We start from the raw sequence: 19186 nt of genomic DNA on the forward strand, positions 1-19186 counted from the left end.
GAGCGCAGCCGAGAGCTTGGGGGAGTCGGCAACCGACGACAACGCCGCAGATGTGCGTGCCAGACCCCGCGAGCCCGGCCTGATCCAAACGAGAGGCCCTAGACGCCGACCGCTCCCAGCAGCGTCCCCGCGGCATAGGTGACGCCCATGGCCAGGGCCCCGCCGGCCACGTTCCGCAGCACGGCCCGTCCCGGCTCCGCCGCGCCCATCCGGGCGCTGCTCCACCCGGTGATGACGAGCGCGGCCAGGACGGACCCCACGGTGACCGGGAGCCGCCAGGCCGCCGGGGGCAGCACGATCGCGAGGAGGGGCAGCAGGGCGCCGATCGTGAAGGCGAGGAAGCTCGCCCATGCCGCGTGCCACGGGTTGGTCAGCTGGTCGGGGTCGATACCGAGCTCCACGCGCGCGTGGGCCTTCAGCGCGTCCCGCTGCGTGAGCTGTACGGCCGCCTCGCACGCCACCTCCCGGGTCAGACCGCGCCTCTCCAGCAGCTGGGTCAGTTCCTGCAGTTCGGCCTCCGGCTGCTCCTTCAGCTCCCGCTTCTCCTCGGCCAGGGCGGCCATCTCGGAGTCGCGCTGGGTGGACACGGACACGTACTCACCGGCCGCCATCGACATCGACCCGGCGAGCAGTCCGGCCAGGCCGGCGGTGAGCAGGGCGGCCCGGTTACCCGTGGCGCCGGCCACGCCGACGACGATTCCCGCGGTGGACACGATGCCGTCGTTCGCGCCGAGGACGGCCGCCCGCAGCCAGTTCAGCCGGGAGCCGAGCGCGCCGCCGTGGGCCTCGTCATGGGTTGGTTCCGTCACAGGAGGGAGGATCGCACAGTCGAGCTGCGCCTCTTCGGCGCCGGTCGCCCCATGACGCGCGGTCAATAGCCGCACATTCGGACATTTATCGCCAAGTACCTTGTGCGCGAAGGGATGCCCGGGTCAACGCTCCCGCCAAGCCCGACCCGCCTCGGGGACGGTGCTGTCAGTCATGGCCCGTATCCTCAGTGACCATGCTCGAAGACAGCGCGACCGCAGCGTCCCTCCCCACTCAGTGGCCGGCCGCGTATCCGAAGGGGTACTCGGTCGTTGACGTGGAGACCACCGGACTGGCCCGGCACGACCGGATCATCTCCGCAGCCGTCTACCGGGTGGACGCGCGCGGCGAGGTCGAGGACCACTGGTACACGCTGGTCAACCCGGAGCGCGACCCGGGCCCGGTATGGATCCACGGCCTCACGAGCGAGGCCCTCGAAGGGGCGCCGCTCTTCGAGGACATCGCCGACGAGTTCACGGACCGGCTGGCGGACCGGGTGCTCGTCGCGCACAACGCCGTCTTCGACTGGCAGATGATCGCGCGGGAGTACGCGCGCGCGAAGCGCGAGGCGCCGGTGCGACAGCGGCTGTGCACCATCGCGCTCTCCAAGGAGCTGGACCTGCCGCTGCGCAACCACAAGCTGACGACGCTGGCGGCGCACTTCGGCGTCGTACAGCGGCGGGCGCACCACGCGCTCGACGACGCGCGCGTGCTCGCGGAGGCGTTCCGGCCGAGCCTGCGGGCCGCGGCGGCGGGCGGCGTACGGCTGCCGCTGCTGGAGTGCCGCCCGCTGACCGAGTTCAGCGACCGGCCCGCGGCCCGGATCGGCCGGCAGACCGGCGGCGACTACGGCGGCCAGCGGCCCGGCAGTTGGCGCGCCAGCCGCAAGCGGCCGGCCTGCCCCTACCCGAACCCGGGGCGGTACGAAGAGGGCGAACCGCTCAAGCAGGGCATGCGGGTCGCGTTCTCCGGGGACACATCGGTCGACCGCGAGCTGCTGGAGGACCGGGCGGCCGAGGCCGGCCTGCACGTGGCGACGAGCCTGTCCCGGCTGACCAGCCTGCTGGTCACCAACGACCCCGACTCGGGCACGTCGAAGGTGGTCAAAGCGCGGCAGTACGGCACGCCGGTGATCGACGAGGCGGCGTTCGGACAGCTCCTCGCGGACGTCGAGCCTGCGACGGCGCCGTAGGCAGGACCGGCACGCGCGACCGTACGGACGGGTGATTGCCCGGCGACTCGCCCCACACCCGCTCGCCGACGTGGCGATGACCACTCACCCTGTGGCGCATGGCGAAATGCGAAGTCTGCGGCAATGACTACGAAATGTCCTTCGAGGTGCACGCGCAGGGCGCCGTGCACGTCTTCGACTGCTTCTCCTGCGCGATCAAGGGCATGGCCCCGATCTGCGAGCACTGCAACGTCTCGATCATCGGCCAGGGCGTGCAGGCCGACGGCCACTACTACTGCGGTGCCCACTGCGCCCGCGAGGAAGGGAAGGCGGGCATCGTCGACCGGGTGTGAGCCGGTACCCGCCTGATTGCACCCCACGACCGAGTTGTACGGTCGTGGGGTGCACCGCTACCGCTTCCTGTTGACCCGCCAGTGGGTGATCCTCACGCTCGTCGCGATCGCACTGATCCCGACGATGATCCGGCTGGGCTTCTGGCAGCAGAGCCGGTACGAGATGCGCACCGCCCGCAACCAGCTGGTCTCCGACGCGCTGCACGCCAAGCGGGTGCCCGTGGAGAAGCTGACCTCCCCCGGTCATGCCGTGACCCGCATGGAGAAGTACCGCACCGTCACCGCGACCGGCACCTTCGACACCGCACGGGAAGTCGTCGTCCGGCGCCGCGTCAACGCCGACGAGGAGGTCGGCTTCCATGTCCTCACCCCGCTGGTCCTGACGGACGGCCACGTGCTGCTGGTCAACCGCGGCTGGATCCCCGCGAACGGCAGCCAGACCGCGTTCCCCAAGATCCCCGCGCCGCCCCGCGGCCGTACCACCGTCACCGGGCGGCTGATGGTCGACGAGACGACGGCGGCGAGCGGTATCAAGGACCTCCGGGGCCTGCCCGCCCGGCAGATCATGCTGATCAACAGCGAGGACGAGGCCCGGCGTCTCGGCGCCCGGGTGCTCGGCGGCTACATCGAGCAGACGGCGCCCGCGCCGAAGGGCGGCTCTCCGGAGCAGATCTCCGACCCCGGCAGCGAGGACGCCCCGCTGAACTACGCGTACATGATCCAGTGGTGGCTGTTCGCCGCGGGCGTCCCGGTCGGCTGGTGGTTCCTGGTACGACGAGAGATCCGCGACCGCGTGGAGGCCACACCCGAGCAGCAGGCGACGGAGACCGAACCGGCGACGGCGTAGCCCCCGCCCGGCCCGGCGGAAACAGGCCGCCACCGCCACGACCCTCCCGGTGCGGGACCGTCATAACCCACCCGGCCGCACCCGCTGATTGCCTCCCCACCCTGCCGGGAACCCGCACCCCGTGTATCCCCGCATCGAGGACTACGCCCTCATCGGCGACGAACAGACGGCGGCCCTGGTCGGCAAGGACGGGTCCATCGACTGGCTGTGCCTGCCGCGCTTCGACTCGGGCGCCTGCTTCGCCAGACTTCTGGGCGACGAGGAGAGCGGCCACTGGAGGATCGCGCCCGAGGGCGCGGACACCTGCGCCCGCCGCGGCTACCGCCCCGGCACGCTCGTCCTCGACACCGAGTGGGAGTCGCCGGAGGGCACGGTCCGGGTCACCGACCTGATGCCGCAGCGCGACCGCGCCCCCGACGTCGTACGCATCGTGGAGGGCCTCAGCGGCCGCGTCACCGTCCGCTGCACGCTCCGTCTCCGCTTCGACTACGGCTCGATCACTCCGTGGATGCGCCGGTCCGGCGGTCACCGGGTCGCCGTCGCCGGACCGGACTCGGTCTGGCTGCGCAGCGAACCCGCCGTGCGGACCTGGGGCGAGGACTTCGGCACGCACTCGAAGTTCACCGTCGAGGAGGGCGAGAAGGTCGCCTTCGTCCTCACCTGGCACCCCTCGCACGAGCCGCGCCCGCCGCTGGTCGACCCCTTCGAGGCGCTGCACACCAGCGTCAGGGACTGGCGGCGCTGGACGTCCCGCTGCCGCTACGACGGCCCGTACCGGGAGGCGGTCGTCCGCTCCCTGATCACCCTCAAGGCGCTCACCTACGCCCCGACGGGCGGCATCGTCGCGGCCGCCACCACCTCGCTCCCCGAGGAGCTGGGCGGGGTGCGCAACTGGGACTACCGGTACTGCTGGCTGCGCGACTCCACGCTGACGCTCGGCGTCCTGCTGTCCGCTGGCTACCACAAGGAGGCCGAGGCCTGGCGCGACTGGCTGTTGCGCGCGGTCGCGGGCTCCCCGGCCGACCTGCAGATCATGTACGGGCTGGCCGGAGAGCGCCGGCTGCCCGAGTTCGAGCTGCCCTGGCTGCCCGGCTTCGCCGAGTCGGCGCCCGTACGGGTCGGCAACGACGCCGTGGACCAGCTCCAGCTGGACGTGTACGGCGAGGTCATGGACTCGCTCTGGCTGGCCCGGAGTTCGGGGCTGTCGACCAGGCCGCACATGTGGAACATGCAGTGCGCGCTGATGACGTTCCTGGAGTCGGCCTGGCGGCAGCCGGACGAGGGCCTGTGGGAGGTGCGGGGCGGCCGCCGCCACTTCGTGCACTCGAAGGTGCTGGTGTGGGTGGCCGCCGACCGGGCCGTACGGACGCTGGAGACGCATCCGGAGCTGCACGGCGACATCGACGGCTGGCGCGCGATGCGCGACGAGGTGCACCGGGAGGTGTGCGAGAAGGGCTACGACCCGGAGCGCAACACCTTCACGCAGTACTACGGTTCACGCGAACTCGACGCTGCCCTGCTGCTGATCCCGCGCCTCGGCTTCCTGCCCCCGGACGACCCGCGGGTGATCGGCACGGTGGACGCGGTGCGCGCGGACCTGGGCTACGACGGCCTCGTCCGCCGTTACGACACCGAGAAGACCACCGTCGACGGCCTGCCGGGCGGCGAAGGCGCCTTCCTGGCCTGCTCGTTCTGGCTCGCGGACGCGCTGCATCTGACGGGCCGCACGCAGGAGGCGCGGGAGCTGTTCGAGAGCCTGGTGCGCCTCACCAACGACGTGGGACTGCTGGCCGAGGAGTACGACCCGGTCAGCGGCCGCCAACTCGGCAACTTCCCGCAGGCGTTCAGCCACATCGGCCTGGTGAACACCGCCCTCGCCCTGTTCGGGGGCGACAAGGCAGGATAGGGGCCATGGATCTTGGACTGAAGGACCGGGTGTACGTCGTCACCGGGGCCACGCGCGGCCTCGGCAACGCCGCCGCGCGTCAGCTCGTCGCGGACGGCGCGAAGGTGGTCATCACGGGGCGGGACGCGAAGCGCGTCGCCGACGCGGCGGACGAGCTGGGCCCGAACGCGGCCGGGGTGGCGGTCGAGAACGCCGATCCCGAGGCTCCCGCGCGGCTGATCGCGGCCGCTCGCGAGCAGTTCGGCGGCTTCGACGGCGTCCTCATCAGCGTCGGCGGCCCGCCGGCCGGCTTCGTCGCCGACAACACCGACGAACAGTGGCGCATGTCGTTCGAGTCGGTGTTCCTGGGCGCGGTGCGGCTCGCGCGCGCGGCGGCCGCGGAGCTGGCGCCGGGCGGCGCCATCGGCTTCGTGCTGTCCGGGTCGGTGCACGAGCCGATCCCGGGGCTCACGATCTCCAACGGGCTGCGCCCCGGACTGGCCGGCTTCGCCAAGTCGCTCGCCGACGAGCTGGGGCCGCGCGGCATCCGGGTCGTCGGACTGCTTCCGGCGCGCATCGACACGGACCGCGTGCGCGAGCTGGACGCGCTGTCCGCTGACCCGGGGGCGACGCGGGCGGCCAACGAGTCGCGGATTCCGCTGCGCCGGTACGGGACGCCCGAGGAGTTCGGGCGGGTGGCCGCGTTCCTGCTGTCTCCGGCCGCTTCCTATCTGACCGGGATCATGGTGCCGGTCGACGGCGGGATGCGGCACGGGTTCTGAACCCCACCGGGGAGGTCCCGTACGTCGGCGGTCAACTCACCCGTTCCGCACGGTGCTTGACCGCCTTCAGCCGGACCTCCGCCGGGAGCGCCGCCAGGCCCGCCGACTCGCGGGCGTGGGTCAGGGGCTCCGTGATCAGCTCGTGCAGGGCCGTCCCGGGGTCCACGTCCGGCTCCATCCGCAGCCGTACGCGGGCCTTGGGGGCGCCGCGCCGGCCGGTCAGCGTGGCCTGTGCGTAGGCCACGCCGTCCAGCCGCGTCGCCTCGTCGGTGAGCACGCTCTCCAGGGCCCGCCCCCGCAGCAGCGCACCCTCGCCGTCGCCGGTGTCCACGAGCACCTCGGCCAGCCGGCGGCGGCGCAGCACCGCGATCAGCCACCACAACGCGAGCAGCACGAGGACGGCGAGCACGGCGATGACCGTCGGCCACCACCAGCCGGTTTCCCTCCACCGCGTGCGCCGGGCGACGCCGAGCAGCACGTCGTGCGGCCCGCCGTAGATCCACCAGGCGGGCGGTCGCACGCCCAGCCCCACCGCCAGCACCGAGCCGCCGAGCACGACCAGCAGCAGCCCGACGACTCCGATCAGCACGCGGTTGACGCCCCTGAGCACCGCCCTCACCCCTTCTTCTTCCGTCCGACCCGTGCGACATGCACCGACAGCGAGGGCGGCCGGGTCAGTCCGAGCCCGCGGATCGCGTCGGCGAGCGCCACGTCCAAGTCGGCCCGTACGGCGTCGAGTTCCCGGAAGTGCGAGACGGCGCGGACATCGGCCTTGCGCCGCCCCATCCGCACCCGCGCCGACCGCACGCCCGACACCTCCATGGCCCGGTCGCGCAGCACCTGGGCCGCGGCGGCCCGATGCAGCCCCGCCCGGACGTCGGCGTGCGTGCGCCGCATCGGCAGCACGTCCCGCAGGCCCGGCGTGAGCGCGAGCACGATCAGCCACAGGCCGAGGGCGGCCGCGACGCCCGCGCCGACCAGCACCCAGACGTCGTCCAGGGGCCGCTGGGCGAGTTGCCGCGCGAGTTCGCGGCGCCAGCCGAGGGCGGGACGCTGGACTCGCACGGCCACGACGTCGTACAGGAAGACGCCCGCGCCGAGCAGAATCAGCAGCGCGACGATGCCCGCCGGGACGCGGCGCGCGGACCAGAAACGGCCGCCCCGGCCGCCGTCGGCGTCCACCGCGCCCGGTGGCCCGAAGGCCGCGGCCGAGGCCGACTGGTCGAGTTCCGTGCCGGTCGGCTTCTCGATGACCGGCATGCGCTGTGTGCCGCTCTCGGTGCCCTGGGACTCGCTCATCGCGCCCTCCCGTGTGCCGCGCCGTACGCCGACGCCGACTCCAGCCGCTCCACCTGGACAGCGACCTCCGGTACCGCCATACCCACCAACGCACCTACCCGCTGGACGACATGGCGACGCACAGCGGCGCACCGGGCGGCGATGTCGCTCGGGTAGTCCAGTTCGAGATGGATGCGGATCCGGGCCGTGGCGACGGGGGGTTCCTCCGGCTCCTCCGGCTCTTCTGGCTCCTCCGGTCGTGTCCCCCCTGCTCGTGCCTCCTCGGCTCGTGCCTTCTCTCTTCTTGCCTTCTCCGCTCGGGCGGAGTCGGGAGCGTGCGGGCGTACGACCACGGTCGCGTGCGGTGGTGCGAGGTGCGGGGGCAGCGCTCCGACCACCTCACGCGCCGCCTGCGCGGCGACCTTCGCGACGACCCGGTCGGCGATCCGGGTGGCGCCGCGCTCGCCGGGCGCGACGACCGCCGCGGGCCCGCGCGCCACACCGGCCGCGTCGCTCACGGAGGTCACCGCCGCCGTTCACGCTTGCCGTCGCGGGTGTGGAAGAAGTCGCCCAACTCCCATTCCCCCTCGACGAACCGGCCGACGCCGAACCCGATGGCACCCAGCGCCGCCACGAGCAGGAAGGCGCCGAACCCGCCGAAATACCCGGCGAACCCCAGCGCCATCCCGGCGATCATGCCGACCACGGCCATACTCATGCCGCCCACCTCAGCTCCTCAGCTCCTCAGCCACGCGTCGTCCGGTCGCCGGGCGTCACTGGATGCGCGGCTCGTGCTCTTCTTCCTCTTCCTCCGGCAGCTTGACATCACTCACCGCGATATTGACCTCGACGACCTCCAGGCCGGTCATCCGCTCCACGGCCGCGATCACGTTCTCCCGTACGGCGCGGGCGAGATCGCCGATGGAGACGCCGTAGACCACGACGATCTCCAGGTCGAGCGCGGTCTGCACCTCGCCGACCTCGGCCTTCACCCCGCGCGTCACGGACTTGGCCCCGCCGGGCACCCGGTCCCGTACGGCGCCGAGGGTGCGGCTCAGTCCGCCGCCCATCGCGTGCACGCCCGGCACGTCCCGCGCCGCCAGCCCGGCGATCTTCTCCACGACGCCGTCGGCGATGGTCGTCCGCCCCCGGGCCGCGGGATCACCGCCGCCGCGCCTGGTCGCCTTGCGGGTCTGCAGGGTGGCCTCGTACTCGCCCTGGGAGGTCGCGGCCGGGTTCGGCCCCGTCATGTCGGTCATCGCCGTTCATCCCTTCCGAGCGTCTTACGTCGTCTCCTTCGACCACGGTAAGCGGGGATGCGCGCTCCCGCCTCGGAGATGGGGCAGGCTGGAGCAATGACGGCGGACCGGTGGACACAGGCGGTACGGGATCAACTGGGCCTGGGCAGGCTGCTTCCGCTCGGCGGCCCGCTCGACGGCGCCTGGATCGCGGAGGGGGCGGCCGGGGCGGTGCTGCGGCGCGCGGCGGCGGAGGTACCGGGCGTGCGCCTGGGCGCGCTCCGGATCGCGCTCGCCGACCCTCAGGACGTGGACGACCCCGTCGTACCGGCGCCGCCGAGCGCGCTCCCGCCGGGTCCGCTCCGGCTGACGGCGGAGGTCGCGGCCACGGCCGCCGAGCCGCTGCCGGTCACGACGTCCCGGCTGCGTACGGCCCTGGCGACGGCTGCGGAGCAGCGCCTCGGCCTCACGGTCGCGGAGGTCGACCTGCGGGTGACCGAGCTGCTGGACGCGGAGACGGAGGCCGGGGAGGTGCGCTCCCCGGAGCCGCCGCGGGCTCGTGAGGCCACGGGCCCCGACGAGGCCCGCGCGGCCGCGGCGGCGCTCGCCGTACCGGGCGTGACCCATCTGACCGGCACGCTCGGCGGCTTGGGCCGGGCGGTGTACATCGAGGACGCACGCCAGGACCCGGCCCGGTCCGCCTCGCTGCCGCACCGCCACGTACGCGTGGAGGTGGCCGTGAGCGGCGACCACCGCCCCCTGGACGTGGCCCGGCAGGTCCGTCCCGCGGTGGGAGAGGCGCTGGACGATCACCCGACGGTGGCGGTCCTGGTCACGACGGTGGGGTGAGAGCCGAACCGGGTGGTGGGATGGGGGCTGGGTCGCGCGTCGCTTCGCGCACGGACAGGCGCCCCGGCGGGCCTACTCGCCCAGGCCCGCCAGGTCCCGCAGGCGCCGGGCCTGGGCCTGCCGTTCGGCGGCGCGCTGCTCCTCGTACGTCCGTCCCGCCGCCCCGCGCAGCAACGCCTTGGTCTCCACGACGGCGTCCCTGGGCGCGGCCAGAATCGCCGCGGCCAGGTCCCGCGCCGCGCCGTCGAGTTCGGCCGCCGGCACCGCCAGGTTCGCGAGCCCCGACAGCACGGCCTCCTCGGCCTGGACGAACCGTCCGGTCGCGCAGATCTCGAGCGCACGGGCGTAGCCGACGAGCTCCACCAATGGATGCGTGCCCGTCAGGTCGGGCACGATCCCCAGGCTGGTCTCGCGCATGGAGAACTGCGCGTCGTCGGCGACGACGCGCAGGTCACAGGCGAGGGCGAGCTGGAAGCCGGCACCGATGGCATGCCCCTGGACGGCCGCGATGGTCACGAGGTCGTTCCGTCGCCACCAGGTGAAACCCTCCTGGTACTCGGCGATGGCAGCGTCCAGCCCGGCATCGTCACGCTGGGCGAGATCGGTGAACCTGGGCTCGCCCGGGATTCCCTCCGGGGAGAACATCCGCAGGTCCAGCCCGGCGGAGAAGGACTTGCCCTCGCCGCGCAGCACGACGACCCGGACGGAGCCCGGCAATAGCCGGCCGGCCTCGGCCAACGCCCGCCACAGGGCGGGGCTCTGGGCATTGCGCTTGGCCGGGTTGGTCAGCGTCACCGTGGCGAGCGCGTCGTCGACAGTGAGCCGTACGCCGTCCTTGTCGAGTACGGGAGCGTGGTCCTGCTCGGGCGAAGCCATGGGGCGCCTCCGATGGGTGCGGTCAGCAGAGCAAGCTAAGTGACTGCACAGTAACCACCCGACCGATCACCGGACCGACCGGGTGGCCACCATCGAAGCCGAGGGGCCGCCCGAGGTCAGGACGATGCGGCCTTCTTGCCCCGGGTCGCTCCGCCACGCCCACGAAGCGTGACGCCCGACTCGCTGAGCATCCGGTGTACGAAGCCATACGAGCGGCCGGTCTCCTCGGCCAACGCCCGGATGCTTGCACCGGAGTCGTACTTCTTCTTCAGGTCTGCCGCGAGCTTGTCGCGCGCGGCGCCGGTCACCCGGCTGCCCTTCTTCAGAGTCTCGGCCACCCGTGCCTCCTCATGGGAAGTGCGCTCTGGTCCCCTCATGATCACCCCTCCGGGCCTTCATGGCCACCCATTCGGCAAGGTCCGTGAGACACGGTTTTGACGGTGGGAGCACATCCCCACATGCGGAATTCAATCTTCCGAGCGATGGGGACCCTGCGGCCGAACGGGTTGTTCCGTGAAGGTCCAGGTCACGGACGCGAAACGGCCGATCCCTTGTCGACAAAGGGATCGGCCGCCCTATCGGTGGAGGACACACCTCGATACGAGGAGATCTCACACAGATGATGGATCACGGATGGGCCGAATGATCCATACGCAGTGGATCACATATTCGATCAAGCGAGGGCGACGAGATCTGCGTAGTCCGCGCCCCAGAGGTCCTCGACGCCGTCCGGCAGCAGGATGATCCGCTCCGGCTGGAGCGCCTCCACCGCGCCCTCGTCGTGGGTGACGAGGACGACGGCGCCCTTGTAGGTGCGCAGCGCGCCGAGGATCTCCTCGCGGCTGGCGGGGTCGAGGTTGTTGGTCGGCTCGTCGAGGAGCAGGACGTTGGCGGCGGACACCACGAGGGTGGCCAGCGCGAGCCGGGTCTTCTCGCCGCCGGAGAGCACGCCGGCCGGCTTGTCGACGTCGTCGCCGGAGAACAGGAACGAGCCCAGCACCTTGCGGACCTCGACGAGGTCCATGTCGGGGGCGGCCGAGCGCATGTTCTCCAGGACCGTGCGGTCGGGGTCGAGGGTCTCGTGCTCCTGGGCGTAGTAGCCGAGCTTGAGGCCGTGACCGGGGACGACCTCGCCGGTGTCGGGCTTCTCGACTCCGCCGAGGAGCCGCAGCAGGGTCGTCTTGCCGGCGCCGTTGAGGCCGAGGATGACGACCCGGGAGCCCTTGTCGATGGCCAGGTCGACGTCGGTGAAGATCTCCAGCGAGCCGTACGACTTCGACAGGCCCTCACCGGTCAGCGGGGTCTTGCCGCAGGGCGCGGGCTCCGGGAAGCGGAGCTTGGCGACCTTGTCGGACTGGCGGACGGCGTCCAGCCCGGAGAGGAGCTTGTCCGCGCGGCGGGCCATGTTCTGCGCGGCGACGGTCTTCGTCGCCTTGGCGCGCATCTTGTCGGCCTGCGAGTGGAGCGCGGCGGCCTTCTTCTCGGCGTTGGCGCGCTCGCGCTTACGGCGCTTCTCGTCGGCCTCGCGCTGCTGCTGGTAGAGCTTCCAGCCCATGTTGTAGATGTCGATCTGGGAGCGGTTGGCGTCCAGGTAGAACACCTTGTTCACGACCGTGTCCACCAGCTCGACGTCGTGCGAGATGACGATGAAGCCGCCGCGGTACGTCTTCAGGTAGTCGCGCAGCCAGATGATCGAGTCCGCGTCGAGGTGGTTCGTCGGCTCGTCGAGCAGCAGCGTGTCCGCGTCGGAGAACAGGATCCGGGCCAGCTCGATACGGCGCCGCTGACCACCGGAGAGGGTGTGCAGCGGCTGGCCGAGCACCCGGTCGGGCAGGTTGAGCGCGGCGGCGATGGTGGCGGCCTCGGCCTCGGCGGCGTACCCGCCCTTGGTGAGGAACTCCGTCTCCTGGCGCTCGTACTGCTTGAGCGCCTTCTCGCGGGTGGCGCCCGAGCCGTTGGCGATGCGCTGCTCGTTGTCCCGCATCTTGCGGATCAGTACGTCGAGCCCGCGCGCGGAGAGGACGCGGTCGCGGGCGAGCACGTCGAGGTCGCCGGTGCGGGGGTCCTGCGGGAGGTAGCCGACCTCGCCGGAGCGGGTGACGGTGCCCCCGGCGGGGATGCCCTCGCCGGCTAGGACCTTGGTGAGGGTGGTCTTGCCTGCACCGTTGCGGCCGACCAGACCGATGCGGTCGCCCTTGGCGACACGGAAGGAGGCGTTCTCGATGAGGATGCGGGCGCCGGCGCGCAGCTCGATGCCGGAGGCGGAGATCACGGACATACTCCAGGGCTGGTGATGTGGCGGATGGGCGGCTGAGGACGTTTCCGCCGTCTAATGCGCGAGGAGAATGGCCATGGGTCGATTCTAGCGGGGCGATGCAAGCGCTTTTTCTGCGTCCGGGTGTTCGATCACCACTCCGGCACCGCTCCGGCACCGCTCCAGGGCCTCGCCGCCGGGCCTTATCCGGGCACGAGGCCTGTTGTCAGTGGCGGGTGCCAGACTGAACAACGGGCCGGAATCCGGGATTTTCCGGCCGCTTCTCCCCCACCGACCGCATCGACGCACAACGGAGTGATCGACATGACGGACACGGGCAGCGGACGGCCGAGCATCTTCCCGACCCTGCTGTACGCCGACGCGAAGGCGGCGATCAAGCAGCTCACGGAGGCCTTCGGATTCACCGAGCTGTCGGTCTACGAGGGAGAGGACGGCTCGGTGCTGCACGCCGAGCTGGTCCAGGGCAACGGCGGCGTGATGCTCGGCTCCAAGGGCCGCGGCGGCGTCTTCGACACGGTGATGAAGGAAGCGGGCCCCACCGGGGTGTACGTCGTCGTGGACGACGTCGACGCACACCACCAGCGTGCCGTGGACCACGGCACGGAGATCCTGATGCCCCCGACGGACCAGGACTACGGCTCCCGGGACTACATGGCCCGCGACGCCGAGGGCAACGTCTGGAGCTTCGGCACGTACGCCCCGGAGATACGGGTCTGACACCCCAGGGATACGGCCGGCCACCCCCGAGGTGCGGGCCTGACGCCTCCGGAACAGGAGCCTGACCGGTGTTCCCGTGCCGGAGCCGCTTATCCCCCGGTGTGCACCTGGAAGGCCGCCCGGCGCACGGCCTTGGCCAGGGCCGGGTCGGGGTGGGCGGCGGCGAGGGCGACCAGGACCTGCACGGTGCGGGGGTGCCCGACCGCGCGCACCTCGTTCAGCAGCTGCGGGACGGTGGGCTGCACCGCCGACTCCAGGTGCCGTACGAGCATCGGCGCCTCGCCGTGGTCGGCGACGGCGGCGGCGGTGTCCACCCACAGCCACGTGGCCTCTTCCCGGGTGAGGGCCTCGTGGGCGTCCTCCGGGTCGACCCCGTCGTGTTCGGTGAGCCACAGCAGGGCGTACGGCCGCAGCGTCGGCTCGTCCAGGACGGCGTGTACGTCGGGTTCGGCCGGGGCGCCGACGACGCGCAGCGCCTCGAAGGCCAGGCCGCGCAGCAGGGCGTCCTCGCCGCGGGCGGCGTCGATGAGCTCGGTGACGGCGCTGCCGACGGGGCGGGCGGCGAGCCAGGCGCGGTATTCGGCACGGGCGGCGTTGGGGCGGAGCTGGGCGCAGCCGCGGAGCATGTCCTCGGCCGACTGCTCGATGTTCCCGGCGGGGCTCTGCGCGGCCACGCAGATCTGCTCCAGCTTGACCCACACCGCCCAGCTGCCGAGCGGGGTGAGGGTGGCCTGTCCGGTGCCGCAGGTGAGTGCGCCGACGGAGGAGAGGGCGTGCAGGGACCAGTCGAGGAGGGGAGCGAGCGAGGTGTCCGCGGCGGCCACGGGTCCCACCGCGTGAGCGTCGGCGGGCGCGGCGACGACCACGGGTCTCACCGGACCGGACGCCGCGGAGGTCATGGTGGCCACAGTGGCCACGGGTCCGGCCCCGGCGGGTCCGGCGGCCCCCGAAGCCGCGGACGCGGCCTCGTAGGGGACTTCGCAGCGCGCGGTGCGCAGCTCGGTGACCCGCTGCTGGAGCAGGTCGAGGAGCTGCTCCACCGGGACGGGACCGGCGGACAGCTGGAGGAAGGAGAGCACCTGGGGCATGGCCGAGACGACCTCGGACACGGTGGCCGGCTCGTGGTCCGCGGGTTCCGGGCTGGCGAGCGACCAGGCGTCGAAGAGGGCGACCCAGCCGCGCAGCACGGCGCTGTCGTCGCGGTTCCAGGCGTGCAGCCGCCAGCCGGGACGGGCGGTGTCGCCGTGCACCTCGACGAGGCCGGCGAGGCGGGCCGTGTCCCAGTCGGCGCGGACTTGAGCCACGGTCAGGCCCAGGTCGCCGGCCGCCTGTTCGGCGGTCGCGGCGGAGAGGGTGGCCTTGCCGTCGTGCGTGGCGCCGTCGCGGCCGGGGCCGAGGGCGGCGTCGGCCCAGCGGGCGACACGGACGGCGCCGGCCAGGCCGGAGCGCGCCATTCTGGCCAGTTCGGCGGGGGCGGGTGTGCCCTCCGGGGGCCGGGGTACGGGGCGGCGCGCGGGCCGCTGGTTCATCGCTCGGGGGGCGGCGGCCAGGGGTCGCGGTCGGACGAGTCGAAGCCTTGAGTCGCGCGGGATACGGGACGTCACGGGTGCAGTCTTCCGGTTGACGGTCCGAAAACCCAAACGGAATGTCACGGCGGGCTACAGAGGTGGCCAACGCACGCGGTCCGAGGACGGCCGGAGAGACATGTTCAGGCCACTCGTTCGGCCTTGGACGGAGGCCGGGGCCGAGTCCGGGACGGAGACGGAAGCGGAGGCGTGGACGCACGTCGTGAGCGTCGTCGGGGACCCGGCCCCTGGACCGGTGTCGAGCCGCGGACGAGCCTCACACGGCTCGCGTCCGGCGCTCACGTCAGCGCGCACACCGGGACGCACATCGGCTCTCGCGTCAGCGCTCACATCAGCGGGGTCAGGAAGCGGCGCAGCCGCTCCTCGTACTCCTTCGGGTCGACGTTCCACATCGCCCCGTGCGGGGCGTTCGGCACGGTGTGGAGGGCGACCCGGTCGGGACGGGCTGCGGCGAGGCGCTGGGAGAGTTCCCAGGGGGCCACGGTGTCGTCCGGGCCGTGGATGATCAGGGTGGGCACCGTAAGCCGTGCCGGGTCGGCGGTCTCGGCCAGTTGGTCGGCGTGCAGGCCGGCGCGGCCCTGCGCGGCCCGCACCGCGAGGGGCAGCACGGCTCCCGGCATGTGCCGGGCCGCCGCGAGAGCGCGGAGCGTGGCCTCCCAGCCGAGCACCGGCGAGTCCAGGATCAGCCCGGCGACGCGGTCGCGCACCGGCGAGTCCGCGGCGGCGCGCAGGGCCATGGTGGCGCCGGTGGACCAGCCGTGGAGGACGACGCGGCGGGCGCCGTAGCGGACGGCGTAGCGGATCGCCGCGTCCAGGTCGCGCCACTCGGTCTCGCCGAGGTGGCTCAGCCCGTCGGGCGGGCGGGGCGCGCCGAGGTCGCCGCGGTAGGAGAGGGCGAGCACCGGCAGGCGCCTGCGGTGCAGGAACTCCATGACGTTCATGGCGAGCTCGCGGGTGGTGCCCAGGCCGTGCACCATGATCACCCAGGTGTCCCGGTAGCCGGGGACGAACCAGGCCGGCAGCGGGCCGAGTTCGCCGGGCACGTCGATGTCGGCGTGGTCGAGGCCGAGGGCGGAGCTCGGGTCGCCGATGTGCACGTTCGGGGTGAGCCAGACCTTGTCGCCGGGCTGGAGGGTGCCGTGCGTGACGCGTTCCAGGCGGCGTACGACGGTGTCGGCGGTGTGCGGGGCGGACTCCAGGATGTCCCCGACCACGGCGTGCGAGCCGTCGCCGGCGAGGCCGTAGACGCCGGGGTACAGGGAGGCCAGATCGCGGGTGAGGGTGATGCGGTCATCGGCCGTGCCGTGCACGGTGAGCCGGGGTTCGGTGGCCAGCGGCCGGCCCGGGGACGCCTTGAGCGCGGCGCTGCTGGCCCTCCGCCCGGCCGCCACGGCCACCGCGACGACCGCCAGGGCCGCGGTGACGACGGCAGCCGCCGCTTTGACAGTGCGCACCCGTCCAGTGTCCCGGCGCTCTGGCGCCCCGGCCAGTGGGAGCGGGACGACGGCGCACCGGCAGCGAGCGTCACCCCCGCTGGCCGTACCCCCGCAGTCGCTCGCCCGCCTGGGCCACCTGCTCCGGTGACAGGAGGCTCGGGGTCCGGCCCGGTATGGACGAGGCCGTCAGCCACAGCCGGCACATCCACTCCAGCTGGGCCGTGCGGTCGTAGGCCTGGTCGAGGCCGGCGCCGTAGGTGATCGTGCCGTGGTTCTGGAGGAGGCAGCCGAAGCGGTCGGTGAGGGCGCGGAGCATGTTCTCGGCCAGCTCCTCGGTGCCGTAGGTCGCATACGGGGCGACCCGGACGGGCCCGCCGAGCGCGCTGGTCATGTAGTGGATCGACGGCAGCTCGGAGACGAGCGTCGAGACGGCCGTCGCGTGCACGGCGTGGGTGTGGACGACCGCACCGGCGTCGGTGCTGCGGTAGATCGCGAGGTGCATGGGCAGTTCGCTGGTCGGGACGAGGGTGCCGAGGACCTGGCGGCCGGTGAGATCGACGCCGGTGAGGTCGTCCGGCGCCAGCCGGTCGTACGGCACCCCCGACGGCGTGACCAGCACCGTGTCCCCGACGCGCACCGACACATTGCCGGAGGTGCCGACGACCAGCCCGTCGGACACCGTCCGCCGTGCCGTCGCGACCAGCGCCTCCCAGGCGTGCACCTCCTCGTCGGACGCGTGCCTCCGCCCCGTCTCCGGCGCACCGTGCGCAGCGCCCGCACCCTCCGCGACAGCCCGCACGTCGCGCTCGTCCCGCTGATCCCGCCGCTGTTCCGTCATGCCGCGATCCTGCCAGCCGGCGCCTCGACCGGCCGTGACGGCGACGCACTTCAGGCCGGAACCCACACCTCCGGAAGACCGCATACGGCTCGCGCACCGCGGGTCCGGGTGACCAGAATCTCTTCAACGGCTCGATGAGGTGGCTGAAAACGTTCGCTCGCGGCCGCCGGCCAAGGCATGCCTGGGCCGACGTGTCGAAGTGGAGCGAGGCCCCTCTCTTTGTGACACCACGATGCCTGTCTCAGTTCACCTTCCGTTCACTCAGGTTCCTTACGGTCAACCAGCCAATGACCTCGAACGATTGCCTGGGTAAATGGAAAACTTCTCGCTGATCCTCGCGATTGTGGTGGTAACCGCACTCGCGTTCGATTTCACGAACGGTTTTCACGACACCGCCAATGCGATGGCCACGACCATCTCGACCGGTGCGCTCAAGCCCAAGGTCGCGGTGGCCATGTCCGCCGCTCTGAACCTGCTGGGCGCCTTCCTCTCCTTGGAGGTCGCCAACACGATCTCCAAAGGTCTCGTCGACGAGACCGGCATCCGTCCCGAGGTCATCTTCGCCGCCTTGGTCGGCGCGATCCTCTGGAACCTCCTGACCTGGCTCGTCGGCCTCCCCTCCAGCTCCTCGCACGCCCTCATGGGCGGCCTGATCGGCGCCGCCATCGCCTCCGCGGGCACCGGCGCCGTCCACGGTGACGTGCTCGTCACCAAGGTCCTGCTCCCGGCCGTGGCGGCCCCGATCGTCGCGGGCCTCGCTGCGATGCTCGCCACCCGGTTCTCCTACGGCATCGGCAAGAAGGCCGACGGCGAGGCGACCCGCAAGGGTTACCGCGCCGGCCAGATCGCCTCCGCCGGTCTGGTGTCCCTCGCGCACGGCACGAACGACGCGCAGAAGACGATGGGCATCATCACCCTGGCTCTGATCGCCGGCGGCGCCATCGCCCCGGGCTCGAACCCTCCCACCTGGGTCATCCTGTCCGCGGGTCTCGCCATCGCGCTCGGCACCTACATCGGCGGCTGGCGCATCATCCGCACCATGGGCAAGGGCCTGACCGAGCTCCAGCCGCAGCAGGGCTTCGCCGCCCAGACCAGCGCGGCCACGGCCATCCTGGCCTCCTCCCACCTCGGCTTCTCCCTCTCCACCACCCACGTCGTCTCCGGCTCGGTGATGGGTGCGGGTCTCGGCCGCAAGGGCGGCACCGTCCGCTGGTCGACTGCGACCCGCATGGTCGTCGCCTGGGTGCTGACGCTTCCGGCCGCCGCCCTGGTCGGCGCGCTCGCGGAGAGCGTGACGAGCCTGGGCGACTGGGGCACCGCGCTCGTCGCCGTCTTCCTGGTCGCCGCCAGCGCCGCGATCTGGAAGGTCTCCCGCCGCGAGGTGGTCGACCACAGCAACGTCAACGAGACCGAGGAGTCGCCCGGTGTGGTGACCGCGGCCGTGGCCGCCGTGACGCCGCCTCCGGCGGGCACGACGACCGAGGACCGGACGACCGAGGACCGGACGGCCGCGATCCCGTCGCAGCCCACGGCCTCGACCTCGGACCGGGCCCCGGCGCACGCCAGTGCCACCACCTCCGCCAAGGAAACGGCCACCTCCCCGGCCGCCACCGTCTGAGCCCCGCCCAACCGGTATCTAAGGAAGCAACACGATGAACATCGACTGGGCAGCCATCGGCTCCGTCTTCGGCGTCAGCCTCGCGGTCACCGTCGGCCTCGTGGCCCTCTTCACGCTCGGCGTGTCGGGCCTGTCCCGGCGCGAGCGGGCGGCCGCGCAGGGCGACTCCGCTGCCCTGGCGGTGACCGGTGCGTACGTGTGCTTCGCGGCGTGCGCGGCCGCGGTGGCGTACGGGATCTACCTGATCATGGCCAAGGCCTGACCGAAGGGTCACCGGCGCCGCCTCGTCCCACCACCTCGTCGAGGTCCGCAAGGCTCCTCCTCGATGCACCCGATGCATCAGGGAGGGGCCTTACGCGTGTCTGTGGGGCTCAGCACACTCTCCCTCGCAGGTCAACGGGCAGTTGACGGCCCTTCCGAGCGCGTGGTGGACTGCCCAAGCCATATACGGCGGCAGGAGAGGAAGCCGGTGCGAATCCGGCGCGGTCCCGCCACTGTCACCGGGAGACAACTCCCGGGAGCCAGGAACTCTCGCCGCCGGTCTCGTCGAACCAGGGCGTGGACACCCTGAGTGAGGACATACCGCCATGCTCGGCTGCCGATCGTTCCGAACCAGGCCTACTGCATCTG

The 19186-nt window shown here is 72.3% G+C and carries 21 protein-coding genes and 1 riboswitch; of the genes, 9 read left to right on the forward strand and 12 right to left on the reverse strand.

The window, feature by feature from the left end; genetic code table 11:
* Positions 1 to 98 precede the first annotated feature (98 nt).
* Positions 99 to 809, reverse strand: coding sequence for a VIT family protein (locus ABZ910_RS02760; protein ID WP_361358127.1), 711 nt, complete (start codon positions 807 to 809; stop codon positions 99 to 101).
* 194 nt (positions 810 to 1003) lie between these two features.
* Between ABZ910_RS02760 and ABZ910_RS02765 the strand changes: the two genes are divergently transcribed.
* The 5 genes from ABZ910_RS02765 (at position 1004) to ABZ910_RS02785 (ending at position 5845) form a co-directional block, all read left to right on the forward strand.
* Positions 1004 to 1999 (forward strand): DEDDh family exonuclease, encoded by a 996-nt coding sequence (locus ABZ910_RS02765; RefSeq protein WP_361358130.1) that lies wholly within the window; start codon positions 1004 to 1006, stop codon positions 1997 to 1999.
* A gap of 98 nt (positions 2000 to 2097) precedes the next feature.
* Positions 2098 to 2331: a hypothetical protein gene (locus ABZ910_RS02770; RefSeq protein ID WP_361358132.1), complete on the forward strand. Its 234-nt coding sequence runs from the start codon at positions 2098 to 2100 to the stop codon at positions 2329 to 2331.
* Between the two features lie 49 nt (positions 2332 to 2380).
* Positions 2381 to 3178: an SURF1 family protein gene (locus tag ABZ910_RS02775; RefSeq protein WP_361358135.1), complete on the forward strand. Its 798-nt coding sequence runs from the start codon at positions 2381 to 2383 to the stop codon at positions 3176 to 3178.
* Between the two features lie 121 nt (positions 3179 to 3299).
* On the forward strand, positions 3300 to 5084 hold the full coding sequence (locus tag ABZ910_RS02780) for a glycoside hydrolase family 15 protein (RefSeq protein ID WP_361358137.1): 1785 nt from the start codon (positions 3300 to 3302) through the stop codon (positions 5082 to 5084).
* Positions 5085 to 5089: 5 nt separating this feature from the next.
* The gene (locus ABZ910_RS02785; RefSeq protein WP_361358140.1) at positions 5090 to 5845 is read left to right on the forward strand and encodes an SDR family oxidoreductase; all 756 of its coding nucleotides are present in this window, start codon (positions 5090 to 5092) and stop codon (positions 5843 to 5845) included.
* A gap of 31 nt (positions 5846 to 5876) precedes the next feature.
* Here the strand turns inward: ABZ910_RS02785 and amaP are convergent, their stop codons facing one another.
* The 5 genes from amaP to ABZ910_RS02810 are packed head-to-tail and all read right to left on the reverse strand — an operon-like array spanning position 5877 to position 8373.
* Positions 5877 to 6464 (reverse strand): alkaline shock response membrane anchor protein AmaP, encoded by a 588-nt coding sequence (gene amaP, locus ABZ910_RS02790; RefSeq protein ID WP_361358142.1) that lies wholly within the window; start codon positions 6462 to 6464, stop codon positions 5877 to 5879.
* On the reverse strand, positions 6461 to 7144 hold the full coding sequence (locus ABZ910_RS02795) for a DUF6286 domain-containing protein (protein WP_361358145.1): 684 nt from the start codon (positions 7142 to 7144) through the stop codon (positions 6461 to 6463). The genes amaP and ABZ910_RS02795 overlap by 4 nt, the downstream gene beginning before the upstream one ends.
* The gene (locus tag ABZ910_RS02800; RefSeq protein WP_361358148.1) at positions 7141 to 7650 is read right to left on the reverse strand and encodes a hypothetical protein; all 510 of its coding nucleotides are present in this window, start codon (positions 7648 to 7650) and stop codon (positions 7141 to 7143) included. The genes ABZ910_RS02795 and ABZ910_RS02800 overlap by 4 nt, the downstream gene beginning before the upstream one ends.
* Positions 7647 to 7841 (reverse strand): hypothetical protein, encoded by a 195-nt coding sequence (locus ABZ910_RS02805; RefSeq protein ID WP_361358152.1) that lies wholly within the window; start codon positions 7839 to 7841, stop codon positions 7647 to 7649. Before ABZ910_RS02805 ends, ABZ910_RS02800 begins: the two co-directional genes overlap by 4 nt.
* Before the next feature lie 55 nt (positions 7842 to 7896).
* Positions 7897 to 8373, reverse strand: a complete 477-nt coding sequence (locus ABZ910_RS02810) for an Asp23/Gls24 family envelope stress response protein (protein ID WP_361359054.1) — start codon at positions 8371 to 8373, stop codon at positions 7897 to 7899.
* A 105-nt stretch (positions 8374 to 8478) separates the two neighbouring features.
* Between ABZ910_RS02810 and ABZ910_RS02815 the strand changes: the two genes are divergently transcribed.
* Positions 8479 to 9210 (forward strand): nucleopolyhedrovirus P10 family protein, encoded by a 732-nt coding sequence (locus tag ABZ910_RS02815; protein WP_361358155.1) that lies wholly within the window; start codon positions 8479 to 8481, stop codon positions 9208 to 9210.
* A gap of 72 nt (positions 9211 to 9282) precedes the next feature.
* Here ABZ910_RS02815 and ABZ910_RS02820 read toward each other — a convergent pair whose 3' ends face one another.
* The 3 genes from ABZ910_RS02820 to ABZ910_RS02830 form a co-directional block, all read right to left on the reverse strand.
* Positions 9283 to 10086: an enoyl-CoA hydratase/isomerase family protein gene (locus ABZ910_RS02820; protein ID WP_361358157.1), complete on the reverse strand. Its 804-nt coding sequence runs from the start codon at positions 10084 to 10086 to the stop codon at positions 9283 to 9285.
* A gap of 116 nt (positions 10087 to 10202) precedes the next feature.
* Positions 10203 to 10424, reverse strand: a complete 222-nt coding sequence (locus ABZ910_RS02825) for a helix-turn-helix domain-containing protein (protein WP_004002281.1) — start codon at positions 10422 to 10424, stop codon at positions 10203 to 10205.
* 335 nt (positions 10425 to 10759) lie between these two features.
* Positions 10760 to 12358, reverse strand: coding sequence for an ABC-F family ATP-binding cassette domain-containing protein (locus ABZ910_RS02830; protein ID WP_361359057.1), 1599 nt, complete (start codon positions 12356 to 12358; stop codon positions 10760 to 10762).
* Between the two features lie 306 nt (positions 12359 to 12664).
* On the opposite strand from ABZ910_RS02830, the gene ABZ910_RS02835 reads away from it, so the two are divergent.
* Positions 12665 to 13078 (forward strand): VOC family protein, encoded by a 414-nt coding sequence (locus ABZ910_RS02835; RefSeq protein ID WP_361358160.1) that lies wholly within the window; start codon positions 12665 to 12667, stop codon positions 13076 to 13078.
* A gap of 89 nt (positions 13079 to 13167) precedes the next feature.
* On the opposite strand, the gene ABZ910_RS02840 is transcribed toward ABZ910_RS02835, so the two are convergent.
* The 3 genes from ABZ910_RS02840 to ABZ910_RS02850 all read right to left on the reverse strand — a co-directional run bounded on the left by ABZ910_RS02840 (position 13168) and on the right by ABZ910_RS02850 (position 16938).
* Positions 13168 to 14607 carry a hypothetical protein gene (locus ABZ910_RS02840; RefSeq protein WP_361358163.1) on the reverse strand — a complete coding sequence of 480 codons (1440 nt, stop codon included), beginning with the start codon at positions 14605 to 14607 and terminating at the stop codon, positions 13168 to 13170.
* 383 nt (positions 14608 to 14990) lie between these two features.
* Complete coding sequence (locus tag ABZ910_RS02845) at positions 14991 to 16118, reverse strand: alpha/beta fold hydrolase (RefSeq protein WP_361358166.1); 1128 nt, start codon at positions 16116 to 16118, stop codon at positions 14991 to 14993.
* Between the two features lie 70 nt (positions 16119 to 16188).
* Positions 16189 to 16938: a class II aldolase/adducin family protein gene (locus ABZ910_RS02850; RefSeq protein WP_361358169.1), complete on the reverse strand. Its 750-nt coding sequence runs from the start codon at positions 16936 to 16938 to the stop codon at positions 16189 to 16191.
* Positions 16939 to 17251: 313 nt separating this feature from the next.
* Here ABZ910_RS02850 and ABZ910_RS02855 point away from each other — a divergent pair, with 313 nt between their 5' ends.
* Both ABZ910_RS02855 and ABZ910_RS02860 read left to right on the forward strand, forming a co-directional pair.
* Entirely contained in the window at positions 17252 to 18556 is a 1305-nt protein-coding gene (locus ABZ910_RS02855; RefSeq protein WP_361358172.1) for an inorganic phosphate transporter, read from the forward strand.
* A gap of 34 nt (positions 18557 to 18590) precedes the next feature.
* Entirely contained in the window at positions 18591 to 18818 is a 228-nt protein-coding gene (locus ABZ910_RS02860; RefSeq protein ID WP_361358175.1) for a hypothetical protein, read from the forward strand.
* Between the two features lie 149 nt (positions 18819 to 18967).
* Positions 18968 to 19110: riboswitch (cobalamin riboswitch) on the forward strand.
* Positions 19111 to 19186 lie beyond the last annotated feature (76 nt).

Source organism: Streptomyces sp. NPDC046805 (assembly GCF_040645355.1).
Lineage (GTDB): Bacteria > Actinomycetota > Actinomycetes > Streptomycetales > Streptomycetaceae > Streptomyces.